16 protein-coding genes are annotated in these 19,631 nt (G+C 70.4%); 9 read left to right on the top strand and 7 right to left on the bottom strand.

Annotated features, from left to right (window positions below):
* Positions 1-60: 60 nt before the first annotated feature.
* Together AAW14_RS26565 and AAW14_RS26560 are read right to left on the bottom strand one after the other, a co-directional pair.
* Positions 61-387, bottom strand: a complete 327-nt coding sequence (locus AAW14_RS26565; RefSeq protein WP_265566461.1) for a hypothetical protein — start codon at positions 385-387, stop codon at positions 61-63.
* 290 nt (positions 388-677) lie between these two features.
* Positions 678-1,856, bottom strand: coding sequence for a PP2C family protein-serine/threonine phosphatase (locus AAW14_RS26560; RefSeq protein WP_265566460.1), 1,179 nt, complete (start codon positions 1,854-1,856; stop codon positions 678-680).
* Between the two features lie 150 nt (positions 1,857-2,006).
* Between AAW14_RS26560 and AAW14_RS26555 the strand changes: the two genes are divergently transcribed.
* Positions 2,007-3,236 (top strand): GNAT family N-acetyltransferase, encoded by a 1,230-nt coding sequence (locus AAW14_RS26555; RefSeq protein WP_265566459.1) that lies wholly within the window; start codon positions 2,007-2,009, stop codon positions 3,234-3,236.
* A 25-nt stretch (positions 3,237-3,261) separates the two neighbouring features.
* On the opposite strand, the gene AAW14_RS26550 is transcribed toward AAW14_RS26555, so the two are convergent.
* Entirely contained in the window at positions 3,262-4,071 is an 810-nt protein-coding gene (locus tag AAW14_RS26550; protein ID WP_265566458.1) for an Fpg/Nei family DNA glycosylase, read from the bottom strand.
* Between the two features lie 137 nt (positions 4,072-4,208).
* Positions 4,209-4,694, bottom strand: coding sequence for a ribose-5-phosphate isomerase (locus AAW14_RS26545; protein ID WP_265566457.1), 486 nt, complete (start codon positions 4,692-4,694; stop codon positions 4,209-4,211).
* A gap of 271 nt (positions 4,695-4,965) precedes the next feature.
* Between AAW14_RS26545 and AAW14_RS26540 the strand changes: the two genes are divergently transcribed.
* A complete protein-coding gene (locus AAW14_RS26540; protein WP_265566456.1) occupies positions 4,966-6,447 on the top strand; it encodes an amino acid permease in 1,482 nt (493 codons plus the stop codon).
* A 99-nt stretch (positions 6,448-6,546) separates the two neighbouring features.
* Here AAW14_RS26540 and AAW14_RS26535 read toward each other — a convergent pair whose 3' ends face one another.
* Positions 6,547-8,196, bottom strand: a complete 1,650-nt coding sequence (locus AAW14_RS26535; protein WP_416223379.1) for a protein kinase domain-containing protein — start codon at positions 8,194-8,196, stop codon at positions 6,547-6,549.
* 219 nt (positions 8,197-8,415) lie between these two features.
* Between AAW14_RS26535 and AAW14_RS26530 the strand changes: the two genes are divergently transcribed.
* Entirely contained in the window at positions 8,416-9,132 is a 717-nt protein-coding gene (locus AAW14_RS26530) for an LPXTG cell wall anchor domain-containing protein (RefSeq protein WP_265566454.1), read from the top strand.
* 134 nt (positions 9,133-9,266) lie between these two features.
* On the opposite strand, the gene AAW14_RS26525 is transcribed toward AAW14_RS26530, so the two are convergent.
* Positions 9,267-9,845, bottom strand: a complete 579-nt coding sequence (locus tag AAW14_RS26525; RefSeq protein WP_265566453.1) for a biotin transporter BioY — start codon at positions 9,843-9,845, stop codon at positions 9,267-9,269.
* 625 nt (positions 9,846-10,470) lie between these two features.
* Here AAW14_RS26525 and AAW14_RS26520 point away from each other — a divergent pair.
* The 4 genes from AAW14_RS26520 (at position 10,471) to AAW14_RS26505 (ending at position 14,904) form a co-directional block, all read left to right on the top strand.
* Positions 10,471-11,661, top strand: a complete 1,191-nt coding sequence (locus tag AAW14_RS26520) for an ROK family transcriptional regulator (RefSeq protein WP_265566452.1) — start codon at positions 10,471-10,473, stop codon at positions 11,659-11,661.
* A gap of 338 nt (positions 11,662-11,999) precedes the next feature.
* Positions 12,000-12,893, top strand: a complete 894-nt coding sequence (locus AAW14_RS26515; protein WP_265566451.1) for a TauD/TfdA dioxygenase family protein — start codon at positions 12,000-12,002, stop codon at positions 12,891-12,893.
* A gap of 121 nt (positions 12,894-13,014) precedes the next feature.
* Positions 13,015-14,400: an amino acid permease gene (locus AAW14_RS26510; protein WP_265566450.1), complete on the top strand. Its 1,386-nt coding sequence runs from the start codon at positions 13,015-13,017 to the stop codon at positions 14,398-14,400.
* Between the two features lie 273 nt (positions 14,401-14,673).
* Positions 14,674-14,904 (top strand): hypothetical protein, encoded by a 231-nt coding sequence (locus AAW14_RS26505; protein WP_265566449.1) that lies wholly within the window; start codon positions 14,674-14,676, stop codon positions 14,902-14,904.
* Positions 14,905-14,933: 29 nt separating this feature from the next.
* On the opposite strand, the gene AAW14_RS26500 is transcribed toward AAW14_RS26505, so the two are convergent.
* Positions 14,934-15,596 carry a DsbA family protein gene (locus AAW14_RS26500; RefSeq protein ID WP_265566448.1) on the bottom strand — a complete coding sequence of 221 codons (663 nt, stop codon included), beginning with the start codon at positions 15,594-15,596 and terminating at the stop codon, positions 14,934-14,936.
* A 129-nt stretch (positions 15,597-15,725) separates the two neighbouring features.
* Here AAW14_RS26500 and pepN point away from each other — a divergent pair, with 129 nt between their 5' ends.
* Together pepN and AAW14_RS26490 are read left to right on the top strand one after the other, a co-directional pair.
* The gene (gene pepN, locus AAW14_RS26495) at positions 15,726-18,299 is read left to right on the top strand and encodes an aminopeptidase N (protein WP_265566447.1); all 2,574 of its coding nucleotides are present in this window, start codon (positions 15,726-15,728) and stop codon (positions 18,297-18,299) included.
* Between the two features lie 211 nt (positions 18,300-18,510).
* Positions 18,511-19,563, top strand: a complete 1,053-nt coding sequence (locus AAW14_RS26490; RefSeq protein WP_265566446.1) for a hypothetical protein — start codon at positions 18,511-18,513, stop codon at positions 19,561-19,563.
* The last annotated feature ends 68 nt before the right edge of the window (positions 19,564-19,631 follow it).

The raw sequence follows: 19,631 nt of genomic DNA, 5'->3' as shown, positions 1-19,631 counted from the left end.
GAGAAAAGAGATGTCACAGCACCCGGCCGATGCTCAACCGGTCTGCCGCAGCAAGGCAGTTCAGCGGAACCGCGCCCCGTCGAAGTTCGCCGCCGACATCTGCCGCCGCGCATTCTCGCCCTGCTCCTGGTCACCAGAACCGAACGCCGACTCCATCCCGGACTGACCACCCAAAATCGCCGCCAGCGAGCTGTTCAGCTCCCCCGCGATACCATCCGCCCGCCCCTTGAACTGGTCGAACGCCACCCGCCCCGCACCATTGAACTTCCCCTCCAACGGCTGCGCCGCCTGCACCAGCCGACGAACCAGCGCCCCCAGATCACTACTGGACCCACGCGAGCCCTTGATCAGCGTCGACAGGGTCTGCACCCCCATGTCGAACTTCATCCCAACCTCCCCGTACGGCGCATACGGGGCCATCCCTATCAATCCGGCGATCACTCCAGCAATCCGCGCCCACGGCGTCCATCTTGAGCAAACGGTCAACCTGAGGGGGCATATGGGGCATTTACCGCAATCAACCCACCGAATTCCTCCTTTGGGGCCGCATGCGCACGGGAGTTCGGCGACCAAGTGACGACCTCGCCGACCATGCCGAACGCGACGGCCGCGCCGAACGCGACAGCCATACCGTCCGCGCCACGACCGCGCCACGACCGCGCCAAGACCGCACCGGCTCAGCGCACAGCCTGAGCCGTCAGCCCCTCCCGGCAGATCAGCAGCAACGCCCGATCGTCGTTCACGTCCCTCGCCACCGCCTCGATGAGGTGCCAGGCCGCACCGTGGAAGCCGCCGGCCACGTAGCGGTCCGCCTCGCCCGTGAGGCGGTCGATGCCCTCGACGATGTCGCGTTCCGACGTCTCCACCAGGCCGTCCGTGAACAGCATCAGGACGTCGCCGGGGCGCAGAGAGCCCTTGACGGGGTCGAACTGGGCGCCGTCGTAGACGCCGAGGAGGGGCCCCTCCGCCGCCTTCTCCTCCCAGCGGCCGGTGCCCGCGCTGAGCTGGAGGCCCGGCGGATGGCCGGCCGAGTACAGTTCGTAGTCGCCCGATTCCAGGTCGAGGACCAGGTGGATGGAGGTCGCGAAGCCCTCGTCCCAGTCCTGGCGGAGCAGATAGCCGTTGGCCGCGGGCAGGAACGCGTGCGGTGGGAGCGATCCCAGCAGACCACCGAACGCGCCGGACAGCAGCAGGGCGCGGGAGCCGGCGTCCATGCCCTTGCCGGACACATCGGTCAGAACGACCTCCAGCGTGCGGCCGCCGCTCGTCCGGGCCGCCACCACGAAGTCACCCGAGAACGACTGCCCGCCCGCCGGTCTGAGGGCCATCTCGCGGTGCCAGCCCAGCGGCAGCTTCGGCAACTTGCTCTGCACGCGGATGCGTTCGCGCAGGTCGAAGAGCATGGTTCCGCCGCGCCGCCACGGCACCCCGACCCGGCTGCGGAACTGCGCGATCAGCAGGCCGAAGAAACCGCAGGCCGCGACCACGAGCACGATGCCGGGCGTGACCCGCGACGGCCCCTCGGTGTACGGGCCGAGTTTCACGGACTCGACGATCAGCGCGGTGGCGGCAGCGGCGTACAGACCGAGCAGGCTGGAGGGCCGCAGCAGCAGGCCGCCCGCCACGATCGGCAGGACGAGGACGGCGGGCGAGCACCACACGGGGTCGAAGAGGGTGGTCGCGGCGATGAGCGGAATCATCAGCAGCAGACCGGCCAGCGCGACCCAGTCCGAGCCGTCCCCGCGGAAGTAGTCCACGGCGGATCTGCGCACACCGGTCCGGGCCCGGTGCCACAGCTTCTTCAACCGGGCCGTGAACGTCTCGGCTTCCGCGCGCCGCTCTCGTCCTGCTGCCATTGCTCGGGACCCTATCCATCGGACCAGCCGCTTGGCACGGGAGGTACCACTTGTCCCCCGTCCGAGCGCCGAACTTCACAGGAAGGCAGCGGCCGTAACAGGAGAGAAATCCCCTCGCTCGTCCCGCATTGCCCTGGTAGGACATGGCTCATGACGACAGACGTGCGGGTACTGCGGCAGCACGAGTGGGACGGCTGGTACCAGAACCTCGTCCGGGCCTTCGGCGGGGTGGATGAATCACCCGAAGAACGTGAATTCTGGCGCAGTAATGTTGAATACCATCGATTTCTGGGTTCATGGGACGGAGAGGTGTGCGCGGGTACGGCGGGGGCGTTCACCTTCCGCCTCACGGTCCCCGGCGGTGCCTCGGTCCCTGCGGCGGGCATCACGATGGTGAGCGTCGCGGCCACGCACCGCCGGCGCGGGGTGCTGACGTCGATGATGCGCCGGCAGCTGGACGACATCCGTACCTGGGGCGAGCCGCTCGCCGTGCTGGTCGCGTCCGAGCCCGCGATCTACGGCCGGTTCGGGTACGGCGCCGCGACTTTCCAGATCGGCGCCGAGATCGACACCAGCCGCGTACAGCTGTCCGTGCCGGCCGGCACCGACGAGGTGCGGCTGCGGTACGCGGACCCCGTGGACGTCCTCGACGCCTGCGAGGCGGTCTACGCGCGGCTGGTGCCCGGCCGCCCTGGCATGCTCGCGCGGAAGCCCGGCTGGGAGCGGCTGCGCGTGCTCGACCCGGAGAGCGAGCGCGACGGAGCCTCGCCGCTGCAGTGCGTGGTCGCCGAGCGGGACGGCGCGATCACCGGGTACGCACGCTTCCGCACCAAGCTCGACTCGGGGGTCGGCGGGCACAACGGCACGGTGACCCTGACGGACCTGGCCGCTCTCGATCCGGCGTCGGACGCGGCGTTGTGGCGCTTCCTGTTCGGCATCGATCTGACGACGACGCTGGCCGTGCGCGGGCGGCCGGTCGACGAGGCCTGGCAGCACCTGGTGTCCGACATCCGGAGGTGCCGGCCGCGGCTGCGGGACTCCCTCCATCTGCGTCTCGTCGACGTCGGGGCGGCTCTGGAGGCGCGGACGTACCAGACGCCGGTGGACGTGGTGTTCGACGTCGAGGACGCCTTCTGCCCTTGGAACACGGGGAGTTGGCGGCTGACGGGGGACGCCAAGGGTGCGTCCTGCGTGCGTACGGCGGATGCGGCCGATCTCGCGCTGTCCGTACGGGAGCTGGGGTCGGCGTATCTGGGCGGGGTGCCGCTCACGGCGCTGGCGGCGGCCGGGCGGGTGCGGGAGCTGTGCCAAGGGGCGCTGGTGGAGGCATCGCTCGCGTTCGGCTCGGCGGTGGCGCCATGGCTGCCGCACGGGTTCTGAGGGACGCCGTCTCCGGCGGGGCCGCCTATCCCCGCTGGCAGCCCGGGCACCAGAAGAGATTACGGGCGGCGAGACCGGCGGTGCGGATCTCGCCGCCACAGATGTGGCAGGGCAGGGTCGCCCTGCGATACACGTACACCTCGCCGCCGTGGTCGTCGACGCGCGGCGGGCGGCCCATGGCCTCGGGTGTGTGTTCGGGGCGGACGGTGTCGATGCGGTTGTTCCGGACGCCCTCGTGCATCAGGTCGACGAGGTCGGACCAGAGGGCGTCCCACTCGGCGAGGGTGATGTCCTTGCCGGGGCGGTACGGGTCGATGCCGTGCCGAAAGAGGACCTCGGCGCGGTAGACGTTGCCGACGCCCGCGATGACCTTCTGGTCCATGAGCAGCGCGGCGATGGTCGTACGGCTGCCGGAGACACGGCGGTACGCGGCCGCGGGGTCGGCGTCGTCGCGGAGCGGGTCGGGGCCGAGACGGCCGTGCAGGGCCGCCTTCTCCTCGTCCGTGATCAGCGTGCAGGTGGTCGGCCCGCGGAGATCGACGTACGAGAGCGGGTTCGCGAGGCGAAGGCGGACGGTGTCGGTGGGCGGCGGCGCGGGGGCGTCGCCGAAAGTGACCTTGCCGAAGAGACCGAGGTGGATGTGCACCCAGTCACTGCCGCGGAAGCCGAGGAAGAGGTGCTTGCCGTGGGCGTCGGCGGTGTGCAGCTCGGCACCGTCGAGGAGGGCGGCTGCGTCGGCGAACTTGCCCTGGGGGCTGCGGACGGTGACGGCGCCGCCCGCGAACCGTGCGGCGTAGTCCTTGGCCAGCCGGTGAATGGTGTGCCCCTCTGGCACGCTCGCCCTACCTCCCCCTGAATGTCACAGTCGTACCCGACCTCGGTCACCGCAACCGTCGAAGACCCCGGTTCCGGTGACCTGAGACGGAAAACCGCCCGCGGGGCCCCTGCTCGGGGCCCGGTCGGTGCCCGTGCTCAGCCCTGCGGGTGGTGGGCCGGGACCGGCGGCAGTTCGCCCGTGGTCTCGTACCGCGAGAGCATCTCGATGCGCCGCACATGGCGCTCGTCGCCGGAGAACGGCGTGTTCAGGAACGTCTCGACGAACTTCGTCGCCTCCTGCTGCGTGTGCATCCGCGCACCCACGGCGACGACGTTCGCGTTGTTGTGCTGGCGACCCAGGGACGCCGTCTCCTCGCTCCACGCGAGGGCCGCCCGTACGCCCTTCACCTTGTTCGCGGCGATCTGCTCCCCGTTGCCGGAGCCGCCGATCACGATGCCGAGGGAGTCCGGGTCACCCGCGGTGCGCTCCGCCGCGCGGAGGCAGAACGGCGGGTAGTCGTCCTGGGCGTCGTAGATGTGGGGCCCGCAGTCGACGGGCTCGTGGCCGACGGCCTTGAGCCACTCGACGAGGTGGTTCTTCAGTTCGAAACCGGCATGGTCTGAGCCGAGGTACACGCGCATGGTCCGAGTGTGACACGGCGGCCGCCGATCGGCTTCGCCGGGTTCCGACCAGGAAAGATGTGACCTGGACCATAGAACCTCAAGAGAACCTCAAGTAACAATCTGGATTCAAAGGTTCCCGAATTTATTCGCCTCCGATTCACTGGACCGGCTCGTACACCGCTCGTACGAGCCCCCGTACACGGCGTAGGGCGCTCGTACGGGTCACAAAGTGTCCGTAGGTACGTGTGTCCCCACATTCCGTACACCCGGCTCAAAGGAAATACCTTTCATGACCTCGCAGCCGACCCCCACCAAGGCCGGAAACGACCCTGGCCGCGCCGGAGAACCCGGTGGCGGCCTCCACGCCGGACTCAAGAACCGTCATCTTTCGATGATCGCCATCGGTGGTGTCATCGGAGCCGGCCTGTTCGTCGGGTCCAGCTCCGGCATCGCCACCGCCGGCCCCGGCATCCTGCTCTCCTACGCCCTCGTCGGCACGCTCGTGGTGCTGGTGATGCGCATGCTGGGCGAGATGTCCGCCGCGAACCCCACCTCTGGTTCCTTCTCCGCGCACGCCGACCGTGCGCTCGGCCGCTGGGCCGGTTTCTCGATCGGCTGGCTGTACTGGTTCTTCTGGGTGGTCGTGCTCGCCGTGGAGGCCACCGCGGGCGCCAAGATCCTCCAGGGCTGGATACCGGCCGTGCCCCAGTGGGGCTGGGCACTGATCGTGATGATCGTGCTGACCGCCACCAATCTGGTCTCCGTCAGCTCGTACGGCGAGTTCGAGTTCTGGTTCGCGGGCATCAAGGTCGTGGCGATCGGCGCCTTCATCGTCATCGGCGGACTCGCCGTCTTCGGTGTGCTGCCGGGCGTCCACAGCGACAAGGCGGGTCTGGGCAACCTCACCGGCCACGGCGGCTTCCTGCCCCACGGCCCCGGCGCCATCCTCACCGGTGTGCTGCTGGTCGTCTTCTCCTTCATGGGCAGCGAGATCGCCACGCTGGCAGCCGGTGAGTCGGAGGACCCGCAGCGGGCCGTGACCAAGTCCACCAACAGCATCATCTGGCGTATCGGCGTCTTCTACCTCGGCTCGATCCTCGTGGTCGTCTCCCTGCTGCCGTGGAACGATCCGTCGATCAAGGAGAAGGGCTCGTACGTCGCCGCCCTCGACTCCCTCGGCATCGCGCACGCCGGCGAGATCATGAACTTCATCGTGCTGACCTCGGTGCTGTCCTGCCTGAACTCCGGGCTCTACACGGCTTCCCGTATGGCCTTCTCGCTCGGCGCGCGGGGCGATGCGCCGAAGGCCTTCGCGCGGACGACCAGTCGTGGTGTGCCGATGGCGGCGATCGTCGTCTCCGTCCTCTTCGGCTTCCTGGCCGTCTTCTTCAACTACAAGTTCCCGGACTCGGTCTTCCTCTTCCTGGTCAACTCCAGCGGTGCGGTCGCCCTGTTCGTCTGGCTGGTGATCTGCTTCTCGCAGCTGCGGATGCGGAAGATCATCCAGCGCGAGGCGCCGGAGAAGCTGATCGTGAAGATGTGGCTGTACCCGTACCTGACCTGGGCGACGGCCGCGCTGATCGTGTTCGTCCTCGGCTACATGCTCACCGACACCGAGGGCGAGAGCAGCGGACGGACGACCGTGCTGCTGTCGCTGCTGGTCGCCGCGGTGGTCGTGGTGATCGCCGTGGTGAAGCAGAAGCTGGACGGGGGTCGGACGGCCGAGTCGGCCGTCGACACGGAGGAGGCAAGGACCGAGGTCCGCGCCTGACCGTCGCACGCGCGTGCGCGAGGGCCCCGTGGCAGACGCCGCGGGGCCCTTCCGCATGTGTGCGCCCGCACGGCTCACAGCGGCGTGAACCCGCACTGCTCACAGCGGCGTGAACCCGCTTTGGACCTCGTCGTAGATCCCGGTCGCGCGGTCCTCGGCGTCGGGGTCGTACCAGGTGCTGATCTCGTACGACGTCCCGTGCGCGCGGAAGCCGAGCAGCCGGACGTGCCAGGGCCGCGCCTTGGCCGTGACGGTGTATTCCCAGACGACCGCGGGAGCGCCCCGGAACGTGCTTTTCTCGAGGCGGATCCTGCGGTAGTCCAGGCCCTTCTTCCGCTCCTGCTCGGCCTGCTCCCACTGCTGCAGCAGATCGCCCTGGGCCGGGGTCGCGTTGGCCACGATCTCCTGGGTGCGGTCCGGTGCGGAGTAGTGCACCTCGGCGCCGCTCTGCGCCGTCCGCTGCCAGCCCCTCGGCGGGACCCAGGCGTACAGCCCGGCCTCGGTCCGGGACCCCGCGGGAAGGCTCGGCGGACGGGAGGTGCCCGCGACGGTGGGGGACGCGGAGGAGGGAGCGGCTCTGCCCGGTGTGCCGGAGGAGACGGACGGGTACGGGGGCGCGGCGGACGTACCGTGCGCGGAGCCGTTCGGACCGCCGCCGGCCGCGATGAGGATCCCGGCGACACCGCCGGCCGCCGCGAGACCCGCGGCACCCATGAGTGCGGCCCGACGCCGGCTGCGGCGCGCGCCCGAGGGCCGGGCGGGACCGGGGCCGGTGGGGGTGCGAACCTCGGTGCCCGGGGGTGCCGGAAGGGAGAGGACGCCGGAGGGCCCGGTCGGCGGACGGGAGGTCCGTGCAGCCTCCGAGCCCGTCGCGGCGGAGGTCTCGGCGGACGGCGCCCCGGCGCCGCCTGCACGCCCCGGCGGCTGCCGTGCCGCGCGCGTCGGCGCCGAGTCGTGCAACACGAGCGTGGCCGTGTCCTTTCCGGGCTCCCCTCCGTCGGCCGCCACGATCCGCCCCAGCGCCTCGGCCACCTCCTCGAGTCCCGGTCGCGCCGACGGTTCCTTCTCCAGGAGCGGCGCCAGGATCTCCGTCAACTCGCCAGCCGAAGAGGGCAGTTCCGGCTCCTCGTAAAGGACCGCGTGCAGGGTCGCCAGGGTTGTGGAGCGGGAGAACGGGGACTGCCCGCCGAGTGCCGCGCAGAGCGTCGCGCCGAGCGACCACAGGTCCGACGGCGGTCCCTGGGGGCGGCCCGAGACCCGCTCGGGTGCCATGTAGTCGGGCGAGCCCACCAGCATCCCGGCCATGGTCAGCGCCTTGGCGTCCTGGATCGCGGCGATGCCGAAGTCCGTGAGGACGACCCGCTGCCCCTGCCGTTCCACGAGCACGTTCCCGGGCTTGATGTCACGGTGCAGCACGCCGCCCGCGTGCACCTGCCGCAGCGCCGCCACCAGTTCGAGCCCGATACGTGCCGTCTCCCGCAGCCCGACGGGCCCGTCCTCCACCAGGATCCCCTCCAGGGAGCGGCCGTCGACCAGTTCCATGACGATCCAGAGCCGGTCGCCCTCGTCGACCACGTCGTAGACGCGTACGACGTTGGGGTGGTCGATCCGGGCCGTGGCCCTGGCCTCGCGCAGGGTGCGTTCCCGACGGGTCCGGACGTCCTCCATGTCCAGTCCGGCCATCCTTATTTCCTTGACGGCCACCTGACGGTCCAGCATTTCGTCGGCGGCCCGCCACACCCGCCCCATTCCCCCCTGGCCTATGCTCGCGACCAGCCGATAACGGCCCGTCACCCATAACCCCGGAACACCGCCGCTCGTATTTCCCGGCATTCCCCTGCACCCCCTCACCGCCCGCCCCAGCGGAAACACAATGGTCACACTTCAGGCCGTACCAGCATAGTGCGGAGAAATCTTGTGGTACCTCTTCAAGTACTGCGAATTCAGGCGCAGCCAAGGGGGGCGAACATGAGTTCTCGGCATATGACGGCCATCGCGGGATCGCTGCTCACTGCATCCTTTTCGGCAGTGATGATCCTCGCCTGCACGGCCACGGCGGACAACGAAGGGGCGATGAGCGGCAAGGGGGGAAAGGTCGTCGACCAGCCGCCGGCCGGGGTGAAACTGACGACCCTGCTGCCCGTGAGGATCTCGGTCGACAACGGCTCGCACAAAACGGCGATTACCGCCGTGGTGAAGAACGGAGGCACCGGGAACAGCGGGCGGATCAGGCTTTTGGTCGCAGGTTTCGACGGCCTCGCGGTCAAGAACGTCAAGGGCTGTGCGGAAGTCCCGAAAAAGGATCTCCCGCCGGGTTCGAACAGCGCTTTCAGCTGCGCCATCGACAATCTGGCGGCCGGCTCCTCGAAGACGTACGCCGTCGACGCCACCTTCGATCCGCGCAAGGCCGGGAAGATCTGTCTGCCGGTGCAGACGAGCGACGGGAAGAAGACCTACTGGCAGCAGGGCCCGGTCCCGTTCGGTGCGAACAAGCCGACGCCGAACGCCCCGGCGACCCCCTTGCTGCTCGGCGTCGACAACAAGCCGGTGGGTCCGGGTGGTGACCAGTTGCCCAAGACCGGTGTCGGCGACGAGGTCCTGCCGCTCGGTGTGGCCGGCGCGACGCTGGTCGCCGCGGGCACGACGGGGCTGTGGGCCACCCGGCGCCGCCCGCACCGGCACTGACGCGCCTTCGGGGGCCGGTGCCGCACCCGGTCCCCGCACTCGGCCGGACTGTTGGGACACCGGAACGCGAAAGAGGCTCGCCGGGCTGGAAGGTCAGTACGACCCGGCGAACCTCTTCCGCAGGAATTACGGGGTCACTTCCTGACGAGCTTCCATGCGGCGGGCAGCATGCCCATCGCCAGGGCGGCCTTCAGGGCGTCGCCGATGAGGAAGGGAGTGAGTCCGGCCGCGATCGCGGCGGTCGCGGAGCAACCGGTGGCGAGGGCCAGGTAGGGGACGCCGACGGCGTAGATGATCGCCTCGCCCAGCAGCATCGCGCCGGCCGTGCGCAGCATCGAGCGGTCGGCGCCGCGGCGGGCCAGGGCACCGACAACGGTGGCCGCGAGCAGCATCCCGAGGATGTACCCGAAGGAGGGGGCGGCAACGCCGGAGCTGCCACCGGCGAACCACGGCACGCCGGCCACACCGGCAAGGGCGTACAGAGCAAGGGCCAGAAGGCCGCGGCCGGCGCCGAGGGACGTGCCCACGAGCAGCGCGGCGAAGGTCTGTCCGGTCACCGGCACCGGGGAACCGGGCACGGGCACCGAGATCTGCGCGGCGAGCCCGGTGAGCGCGGCGCCACCGACCACGAGGGCGATGTCGCGGACACGGGACGCAGGCAGAAGGTCGGCGAGGACCTCGCCGGGGCGGGCGATGGCGGTGGCGGTGCTCATGGGGGACTCACTCCGGCGATGCGGACGGCTGGGACACGGCGACGCTATCCCAGGCCCCTTGAACCGATCACCGTCAGCGCTGGACAAAGGCTGGATCGGGGGCTTGGTGGACTGTGCACAAAAGATGCGACTTACACGCGGTGGGGCGTGATACCGGTCACTGAGGTGGAGACTTCGTCGACATGAGGCTATGTCCGTCGCCGTATGTAGGGTTTCACCAACCCGGCCTGCTCCTCGCACAGGTGGCGTCTCGCCCGTCGGTCGCCGTCTGGGCAGCGGTGGACCGTTTTGCTAGCTTCAGGCGCATGGTTGCCCAGGCCCGGAATCTCACGTCGCGTCGCCATGTCGACCTGCGACGCCAGGGCACGGCCACCTGTCGCCGCCCGCGAGGGAGCCGAAGGGGCGTGCCGGTTTCGAGGGCGATGGGGGTACCTCCCTGCTCGAGCGAAGCCGAGAGCTCGGGGGAGCGCGGAGGCCCGAAGGACTGAGCACCGTCGCGGTCTCGAAACCGGCTCGAGCGCCCCGCAGGCGAACACTGAAGCGTGTGAGGCGGGCGGAGCGGCTCCGACGCGCCTCCTCTGTACAGAAGGCGCAGTGCCGGACCCGTTCCCCTGAGGAAGCCTCCATGCCCCGTGCCGCGGCACCCACTCCCACCTCCCCCGTACCCCGCGCCGCCGACCGCGACCGGCGCAGGACGAGCGCGAGCGCCGTCCTGCGGTCCGTGCTGGAACACGGACCGGTGGCGCGCAGCACCATCGCCCGGCTGACCGGTCTGTCCCCGGCGTCGGTGACGGACTACTGCGCCCGGTTCGCGGAACTCGGGCTGATCCACGAGGCCTTGACTCCCCGGCAGTCGAACGGGGTGGGGCGGCCGCATGTGCCCGTCGACCTCGACGACTCACGGTTCGTGGTGGGCGGGGTGCATGTGGCGGTGCCCTACAGCACGGTCGCCCTGCTGGATCTGCGCGGGCGGGTGGTGGCCGAGCGGCGGCTGAAGCACGAGCGCACCGACCCCGGGTGGGTTCTGGCACGGGCCGCCGACGGACTGCGCGAGCTGCTCGCCGGGACTCCGGCCGGCAGACCGCTGGGGGTCGGGGTGGCGGCCGGCGGCTGGGTCGACCGCGACTGCGGGACCATCGTCGAACACCCGCTGCTGGGCTGGCGGGACGTGCCGGTCCGGGAGGTGATCGGCGCGCGCACCGGACTGCCGGTGCACGTCGACGGGCACGCGCGGGCACTGGTCAACGGTGAGCGGCTGTTCGGGCGGGCCCGCGGCAGCCGCAGTGTGCTGCACCTGTTCGTCGGCAACGTGGTCGACGCGGCCTTCGCCACCAACGACGAGGTGCACCACGGTCCCCGCTCCCAGGCCGGGGCGATCGCCCATCTTCCGGTGCCGGGCGGCACCGAGCCGTGCGGATGCGGGCGCACCGGCTGCCTCCAGGCCGAGCTGAGCGAACGGACGCTGTGCCGGCGGGCCCGGGAGGCGGGCGTCATCGACGGCGTGAACCCGATGCACGTGGTCGCCGCGGCTGCGGCCGGCGATGCCATGGCCGCAGGGCTGCTGGTGGACCGGGCCCGGATGACCGGGCGGGCGGCGGGGCTGCTGCTCGACGTGCTCAACCCGGAGACCGTCGTCGTCACCGAGGTCGGTGTGACTCACCGGGAGGACTGCCTGGCCGCGGTGCGGGAAGCGGTCGGGCCGGAGCGGCCGGCGGCGGTCCTGCCGACCAGTTTTCCTGATTCCGTGCCGGCCACGGCAGGCGGATCGGTGGCGCTGGACGTGCTGTACCGGGATCCCCTGAGCGCTGCCACCTGAGCCGAGTTAATTCAGAAACTCGGAATGTTGACAGGCGTTGTCCGTGGCCAGGAGCATCGTCCTCATGAGCCCGCGCATGATCTGTCGCACCCTTTGTTGCTGACACATTGACGCCCTGACGCCACGTCAGGCGATTTCCGCGGCGCCTTCGCGCGCGCTCCCTTCGCGTGCATTCCCTCTCAGTTCTTTCTCCTTTTCTGGGCTGCCCCGTATCCGGGCCTTCCCACGCCTGCCTGCCAGGTGAACCCAGGGAGCCCCGCCAACCAGTACTCCCCGGCCTGTGGGCTTCGGCCGAACAGGTGGGGAGCCCCTCCACCCTCGTCTGAAAGGACCCGCACATGCCCGAGATCGAGATCCACAAGGTCACCGCGCACATCGGCGCCCGGGTGTCCGGCGTCGACCTCTCCCGGCCCCTGGACGCGGAGACGGTCACCGCCCTCCGGGAGGCGCTGAACGTCCACAAGGCGCTCGTCTTCGACGACGTGCACCTCGACGACGAGGGCCAGCAGGCCTTCGCCCGCCACTTCGGGGACATCACCACCGCCCACCCGACGGTGCCCGCCGTCGAGGGCGCACCGAACGTGCTGCCCGTGGACAGCGAGCGGGGCCGTGCCAACCACTGGCACACCGACGTGACGTTCGTGCTCAACCCTCCGCAGGCCAGCACCCTGCGCAGCATCAACGTCCCGCCGTACGGCGGCGAGACCCTGATCGCCAGTTCGGCGGCCGCCTACCGCGATCTGCCCGAGCCGCTGCGCCGTCTCGCCGACACGCTGTGGGCCGAGCACACCAACGACTACGACTACGCCGTGCCTCACGAGGCGATCGACGAGGAGAAGGCCGCGCAGCGCGCCCAGTTCACGTCGATCACGTACCGCACCGTCCACCCCGTGGTCCGGGTCCATCCGCTGACCGGGGAGCGGGGGTTGTTCATCGGCGGCTTCGCGCAGCGGATCGTCGGTCTGTCGGTGCCCGAGTCCGGCAAGCTCCTGGACCTGCTCCAGTCGTATGTGACCCGCCCGGAGAACGTCCTGCGCTGGCGCTGGTCCCCGAACCAACTGGTCCTGTTCGACAACCGCATCACCCAGCACTACGCCATCGACAACTACGACGGCCTGCCGCGCCGCCTCCACCGGGTCACCGTCGCCGGTGACGTCCCGGTCGGCATCGAGGGCAAGGAGAGCTACTCGATCGAGGGCGACGCCTCGCACTACACGTCGGTCGCCGCGTAACCGGCATCTCACCCTCCGCACAGTGGGCGTCCGGATAGTGGGCGGTCTCTCCGTCCGAGCGGAGAGGCTGCCCAGACTGTGGGCGTTTTGCCCATCCCACGGACTGGACGAGCCCGCCCCCATGCCCAGCACGACTTCCCCCGAACTCTCGGCTCCGCCCGAGGCGGACGTCTCCCTCTCCCACGGCCTGAAGCAGCGCCATCTGTCGATGATCGCCCTCGGCGGAGTGATCGGCGCCGGCCTGTTCGTCGGTTCCGGCGCCGGTATCGCCGCCGCCGGACCCTCGATCGTCGTCGCCTACGCCGTCTCCGGCATCCTCGTGATGCTGGTGATGCGGATGCTCGGCGAGATGTCCGCCGCCTACCCGTCGTCCGGCTCCTTCTCCGCGCACGCCGAGCGTGCGATCGGGCCGTGGGCGGGCTTCGCCGCGGGCTGGTCGTTCTGGGTGCTGCTGTGCACGGCCGTGGGCCTGGAGGGCATCGGCGCCGCGAAGATCGTCACCGGCTGGCTGCCGGGCACGCCCGAGTGGGCGTGGGTGGCGCTGTTCATGGTGGTCTTCTGCGGGGCGAACCTCGCCGCGGTCAAGAATTTCGGCGAGTTCGAGTTCTGGTTCGCCACCCTCAAGGTCGGTGCGATCACCCTGTTCCTGGTGCTCGGCGTCCTGGCCGTCGCCGGCGTTCTGCCCGGCACCCGCTCCCCGGGGACGAGCAACCTCACCCACTTCCTCCCGCACGGCGGCCAGGGCCTGGTCATCGGCCTGCTGGCGTCGGTCTTCGCATACGGCGGCCTGGAGACGGTCACGATCGCGGCGGCCGAGTCGGAGAACCCGGTCAAGGGCGTGGCGAGCGCGGTCCGGACGGCGATGTGGCGCATCGCGCTCTTCTACATCGGTTCGATGGCGGTCATCGTCACCCTGGTCCCGTCGGACTCGAAGGAGGTGGTCGAGAAGGGCCCGTACGTGGCTGCCCTCGACCACCTGGGCATCCCGGCCGCCGGCCGGCTGATGAACGTCGTCGTGCTGGTCGCGCTGCTGTCGGCGATGAACGCCAACATCTACGGCTCTTCGCGCATCGCGTACTCGCTGGTGGAGCGCGGCCAGGGCCCGAAGGTCATGGCCCGGGTCTCCGGCGGCGTCCCGCGGATCGCCGTGCTCACCTCCTGCGTGTTCGGGTTCGTGTGCGTGCTCCTGAGCTACTGGCGGCCGAACGACGTCTTCCCCTGGCTGCTGAACATGATCGGCGCGGTGATTCTGGTCGTCTGGGTCTTCATCGCGGTCTCGCAGCTGCGGCTGCGCCGTCGGCTGGAGCGGGAGGGGTCCGGGAAGCTGGTCGTGCGGATGTGGGCGTTCCCGGTGCTGACCTGGGTCGCGCTGGCGGGCATGGCGACGATCTTCGTGCTGATGGCTCGGCAGCCGGACACGCGCGTGCAGCTGTACTCGACCGGCGGGATGACGCTGTTCCTGGCGGTCGTCGGGTACGTCCGGCAGCGGAAGCGGGCCGGGAGCTGACGCGCCGCTCCTGACCGGGAAGGCCCTCACGTGCGACACGTGAGGGCCTTCTTGTTGCCTGGGGCAGCTCGCGGAGTCACGGGACAAGGAGCAGTGGAGATCGCTGGGCGGCCCGGAGAAGACCTCGCCCCCCATCTCTGCGGCCACATCCGGTTCCGGATCCCCCGAACGGGCGGCGGGACCGGTTCCCTGCTGCCGTGGGGGCCGGGGCTCACCTACGCTCACCGAACCGCGGTATCCGGCCACCGCGGCCGTCCCACGAGGAGGGCTCTCATGACATACCGGGCCTACCGGCGGTGCCCCAACTGCGGCGACACGATGCAGGACTTCCGGGAGCTGGAGTCGAACGCGGAGAAGGCGGCGGCACAGGAGGTCCTCGGGCCGCAGCTGGAGGGCCGGCTCTTCGTCCCGAAGGAGTACCACCGCTGCGCGCGCCCCGGCTGCCGCCGGGTCCAGCGCAAGGACCGCTGGAGTCTGGGAGCCACCCTGCCGGAGGGGATGTAGCGCCCCTCCGGGGGTGCCGGCAGGCGGTCCTACAGGTTGCTGAAGTCCGGTCCCTTCGTCCGCGTCCGCTTGATCTCGTAGAAACCGGGGACCGAGGCGACCGCCAGCGTGCCGTCCCACAGCTTCGCGGCCTCCTCGCCCTTGGGCGCCGGGGTGACCACCGGACCGAAGAACGCGATCTGCTCGCCGTCGGCGCCCGGGACCGCGATCACCGGGGTGCCCACCTCCTGGCCGACCTTGTCGATGCCCTCCTTGTGCGAGGCGCGCAGCTCGGCGTCGAACTCGAAGTCCTCCTGGTCGGCGTAGTCGAGCAGGTCCGCAGGGAGACCGACCTCCTGCAGCGCCGCCGCGATGGCCTCGGTCGTCGGGCCCTCACCCTGGTTGTGGAAACGCGTGCCGAGCGCGGTGTACAGCGGGCCGAGCACGTCCGCGCCGTGCTTCTGCCACGCCGCGGTCACCACGCGCACCGGCTTCCACGCCTTGGTGGCGAGCATCTCCCGGTACTCCTCCGGCAGCTGGTCCAGCTTGTCCTCGTTGAGGACGGCAAGGCTCATGATGTGCCAGCGGACCTCGATGTCCCGGACTTTCTCCACCTCCAGGACCCAGCGGGAGGTCATCCAGGCCCAGGGGCACAGGGGGTCGAACCAGAAGTCGACGGGGGTCTTGCCGGAAGCAGTCGCGGACTCGGACATCGTTCTCCTCGGAAAGTGGTCGTTTCCGGCGCAACAACAGAGGTCGCCGACGACATTCCCGATGCCCGGCGTCAGGGGCACATGGCAGGATCGGTCCTGTCGCCCATCCAGCTGCCAGAGGGAGCCGCCGTGCCCGGTGAGAACCTGTCCCGTGACGAGGCCCAGGAGCGGGCCGCCCTGCTGTCCGTCGACGGGTACGACGTGTCGCTGGACCTGCGCTCCGCCGTAGGCGACGCGGGCGAGGAGCCGCGCACCTTCCGCTCGGTCACCACGATCCGCTTCCGCTGTGCCGACCCGGGCGCGACGAGCTTCGCCGACCTGGTCGCCCCGGGCGTCACCGCCGTCTCGCTCAACGGCAAGGACCTCGATCCCAGCGAGGTCTTCGACGGCACCCGCATCCAGCTGGAGGACCTGGCCGCCGAGAACGAGCTGGTCGTCGACGCCCAGTGCGCCTACTCCCGCACCGGCGAGGGCCTGCACCGCTTCGTCGACCCGGAGGACGGCGAGGTGTACCTGTACACGCAGTACGAGCCCGCCGACTCCCGCCGTGTCTTCGCGAACTTCGAGCAGCCCGACCTCAAGGCCCCGTTCCGCTTCGAGGTCCGCGCCCCCGAGGGGTGGACGGTGTGGAGCAACGGCACCGGCGAGCTGCACGACGGGGTGTGGCGTTTCGCGGAGACCAAGCCGATCTCCACGTACATCACCGCCGTCGTCGCCGGTCCGTACCACTACGTCACGGACACCTACTCGCGCACCTTCGACGACGGTACGACGCTGGAGATCCCGCTCGGCGCGATGTGCCGCAAGGGCCTGGCGAAGCACTTCGACGCGGACGACGTCTTCCTGGTCACCAAGCAGGGCCTGGACTTCTTCCACGACCACTTCGACCACCCGTACCCGTTCGGGAAGTACGACCAGGCGTTCGTGCCCGAGTACAACCTCGGCGCGATGGAGAACCCGGGTCTGGTCACCTTCCGCGAGGAGTTCATCTTCCGCGGCAAGGTCACGCAGGCGTCGTACGAGCGCCGGGCCAATGTGATCCTGCACGAGATGGCCCATATGTGGTTCGGCGACCTGGTGACCATGGTGTGGTGGGACGACCTGTGGCTGAAGGAGTCCTTCGCCGACTTCATGGGCTCGTTCTCGCTGGTGGAGGCGACCCGCTTCACCAATGGCTGGATCACCTTCGCCAACAACCGCAAGGCGTGGGCGTACCGCGCCGACCAGCTGCCCTCCACGCACCCCGTCACGGCGGACATCCGCGACCTGGAGGACGCGAAGCTCAACTTCGACGGCATCACCTACGCCAAGGGCGCCTCCGTCCTGAAGCAGCTGGTGGCGTACGTCGGCCGCGAGGCGTTCCTGGAGGGCGCGCGCCGCTACTTCAAGCGGAACGCGTACGGCAACACGCGCCTCGGCGACCTGCTGTCGGTCCTGGAGGAGACGAGCGGCCGGGACATGGCGGCCTGGGCGCGGTCCTGGTTGCAGACGGCGGGCGTCAACTCGCTCACCCCGCAAGTGCTGTTGAGCACCGACGGGCGGATCGCGGAGCTGTCCGTGCTCCAGGAAGCGGCCGAGTCCCACCCGGAACTGCGTCCGCACCGGGTGGCGGTGGGTCTGTACCGCCGCGAGGAGGGCGCACTCGTCCGGTATGCGCGCGCCGAGGTCGACGTCCACGGTCCGCGTACGGTCGTCGGCGAACTGGCGGGAGCCGAGGCGCCGGAGCTGGTGCTGGTCAACGACGACGACCTCACGTACTGCAAGATCCGTTTCGACGACACCTCGCTGGCCACCCTGAAGGCCCACCTGGGCGACATCGCCGACCCCTTGGCCCGGGCGCTGAGCTGGTCGGCGCTGTGGAACCTGACCCGGGACGCGCTGCTGTCGGCGCGGGAGTTCATCGATCTGGTGCTGCGGTTCTCCGGCCGCGAGACCGACATCGGCGTGCTCCAGATGCTCCACAGCTGGGCGAACTCGGCGCTGACGTACTACGCCGCGCCCGAGTGGCGCCGGACCGGCGGCCGGCTGCTGGCTCAGGGAGCGCTGCGCGAGCTGCGGCAGGCGGAGCCGGGCAGCCAGCACCAGCTGACCTGGGCGCGGTTCTTCGCGGCGGTGGTGTCGGACGAGGCCGGACTGCGGCTGCTGCGGGGCCTGCTGGAGGACACGGAGAAGATCGACGGCCTTGACGTGGACCAGGAGCTGCGCTGGGCGCTCCTGGAGCCGCTGGCCGCGCACGGGGCCGTGGACGAGTCGGTGATCGCGCCGGAACTGGCCCGGGACGACACCGCCTCCGGCAAGCGCCACCAGGTCCGTTGTCTGGCCGCGCGCCCCTCGGCGGCCGTGAAGGCCCAGGCGTGGGCGCAGGTGGTCGAGTCGCACGCCCTGTCGAACGCTCTCGTGGAGGCGACCATCTCGGGCTTTGCGCAGCCCTCCCAGCGGGAGCTGCTCGCGCCGTACGCGGCGAAGTACTTCGCGGCGATCGAGCGCGTGTGGGCCGAGCGGTCCATCCAGATCGGGATGGACGTGGTGAAGGGCCTGTTCCCCTTGCTCCAGGACTCGCAGGACACGGTGGACGCGACGGATACGTGGCTCGCCGCGCACGAGTCCGCGCCCCCCGCGCTGCGCAGGCTGGTGCTGGAAGCGCGCGACGACCTGGCCCGCGCCCTGCGCGGGCAGGTGTGCGACGCGCAGGCCGCCCGATAGGCCGGCTTTCCGCGGGGACGGCGGTTGACGGGCTTCGGGAAACGACAGTTACGAAATACGAGTATCCGAACCCGTAACCCGCCGCTCCCCCCATCCGGACCAGCCTCTTTCGGCAGTCGAACGCGCGTACTTTAGCTCCGCCTTGTCCGCATTTGCCGACAGCCGTGTAACAGGGGTTAGGGGGCGGATCCGGCGCGGGAACTCCGGGGTCATGACCCACAACACCCCGCTCTCCCCCCGCCCGCTGCGCCATCTGTCGGAGGTGCAGCGCCGGGTGCTGACCACGGCCCAGCTGCGCGCCCACGGTGTGACCACCGCCGAGACCAGCGAGCGCTGCCGGGCCGGTGGCCCCTGGCAACAGTTCCTGCCGGGCGTGTATCTGCTGCACCCGGGCCCGCCCACCCCGGAGGAACGCCTGCACGCGGTGCTGCTCTACGCGGCACGCTCCTCGCTCGGCGCGCCGGCGCCACGGGTCCCGGCCCAGCCTGGCGCGAACGGCCCGGGAACCGCGCGGCGCCAGCCCGACGCGATGATCACGGGCCTGGCCGCGCTGGCGCTGCACGGCTTCGCCTGCGCGCCCCCGCTGACGTCGCTGGACAAGGTCGACGTCCTGGTCCCCCGGCTGCGGCGGCTGCGCAGCGCGGGCTGCGCACGGGTGGTCCGCACCCCGGCAATGCCGGACCCCAGCCTGGTCACCGGCCTGCCCGTCGCACCGGTTCCGCGCGCCCTGGCCGACGCGGTGGCGGAGCTGACGGACGCGGGCACGGTGCGCCGCCTGCTGACGGAGGCGGTGCGCGGCGGCCACTGTGAACCGGCCGCCGTCGTACGGGAGCTGAACCAGGCGAAGCTGCTCAGCCGCCCGCACGTGGTGGACGCGGTGGACTCGCTGCTGGCGGAGGGCCGGGCGATCGCGGAGGACCGGCTGTACCGGATGGTGCGCGATTACGGCCTGCCGGACCCGGTGTGGAACGTGGACCTCAGGCTCCCCGGCGGCCCCTGCCTCGGCGGCCTGGACGCGTACTGGCCCGACCAGGCGGTGGCACTCGAGCTGGACACCCGTGCGCCGCGCCAGGAAGACGACGCGCTGTGGTCGGAGTACGCCCGCAAGCGCGAACACCTGGAGTGCCTCGGCATCACGGTCGTGCACATCACCCCGAAGAAGCTTCGGGAGGCACTGGAGCAGCAGGCGACGGTGGTGCGCACGGCCCTGATGGCGGCGGCGGACCGGGAGCCGACCGCGTATGTCGTGGTGCTGCCCCGGTAGTGACCACCGGCATCGGTGTCAGGACAGGAGGGGGAAGGGGGGAAGAAGGGGGAGAGGAGGGGCCTCCG

The organism is Streptomyces hygroscopicus, assembly GCF_026168105.1.
Taxonomy (GTDB): Bacteria; Actinomycetota; Actinomycetes; order Streptomycetales; family Streptomycetaceae; genus Streptomyces; species Streptomyces hygroscopicus_D.
This window is presented reverse-complemented; position numbering and strand designations above follow the sequence as displayed.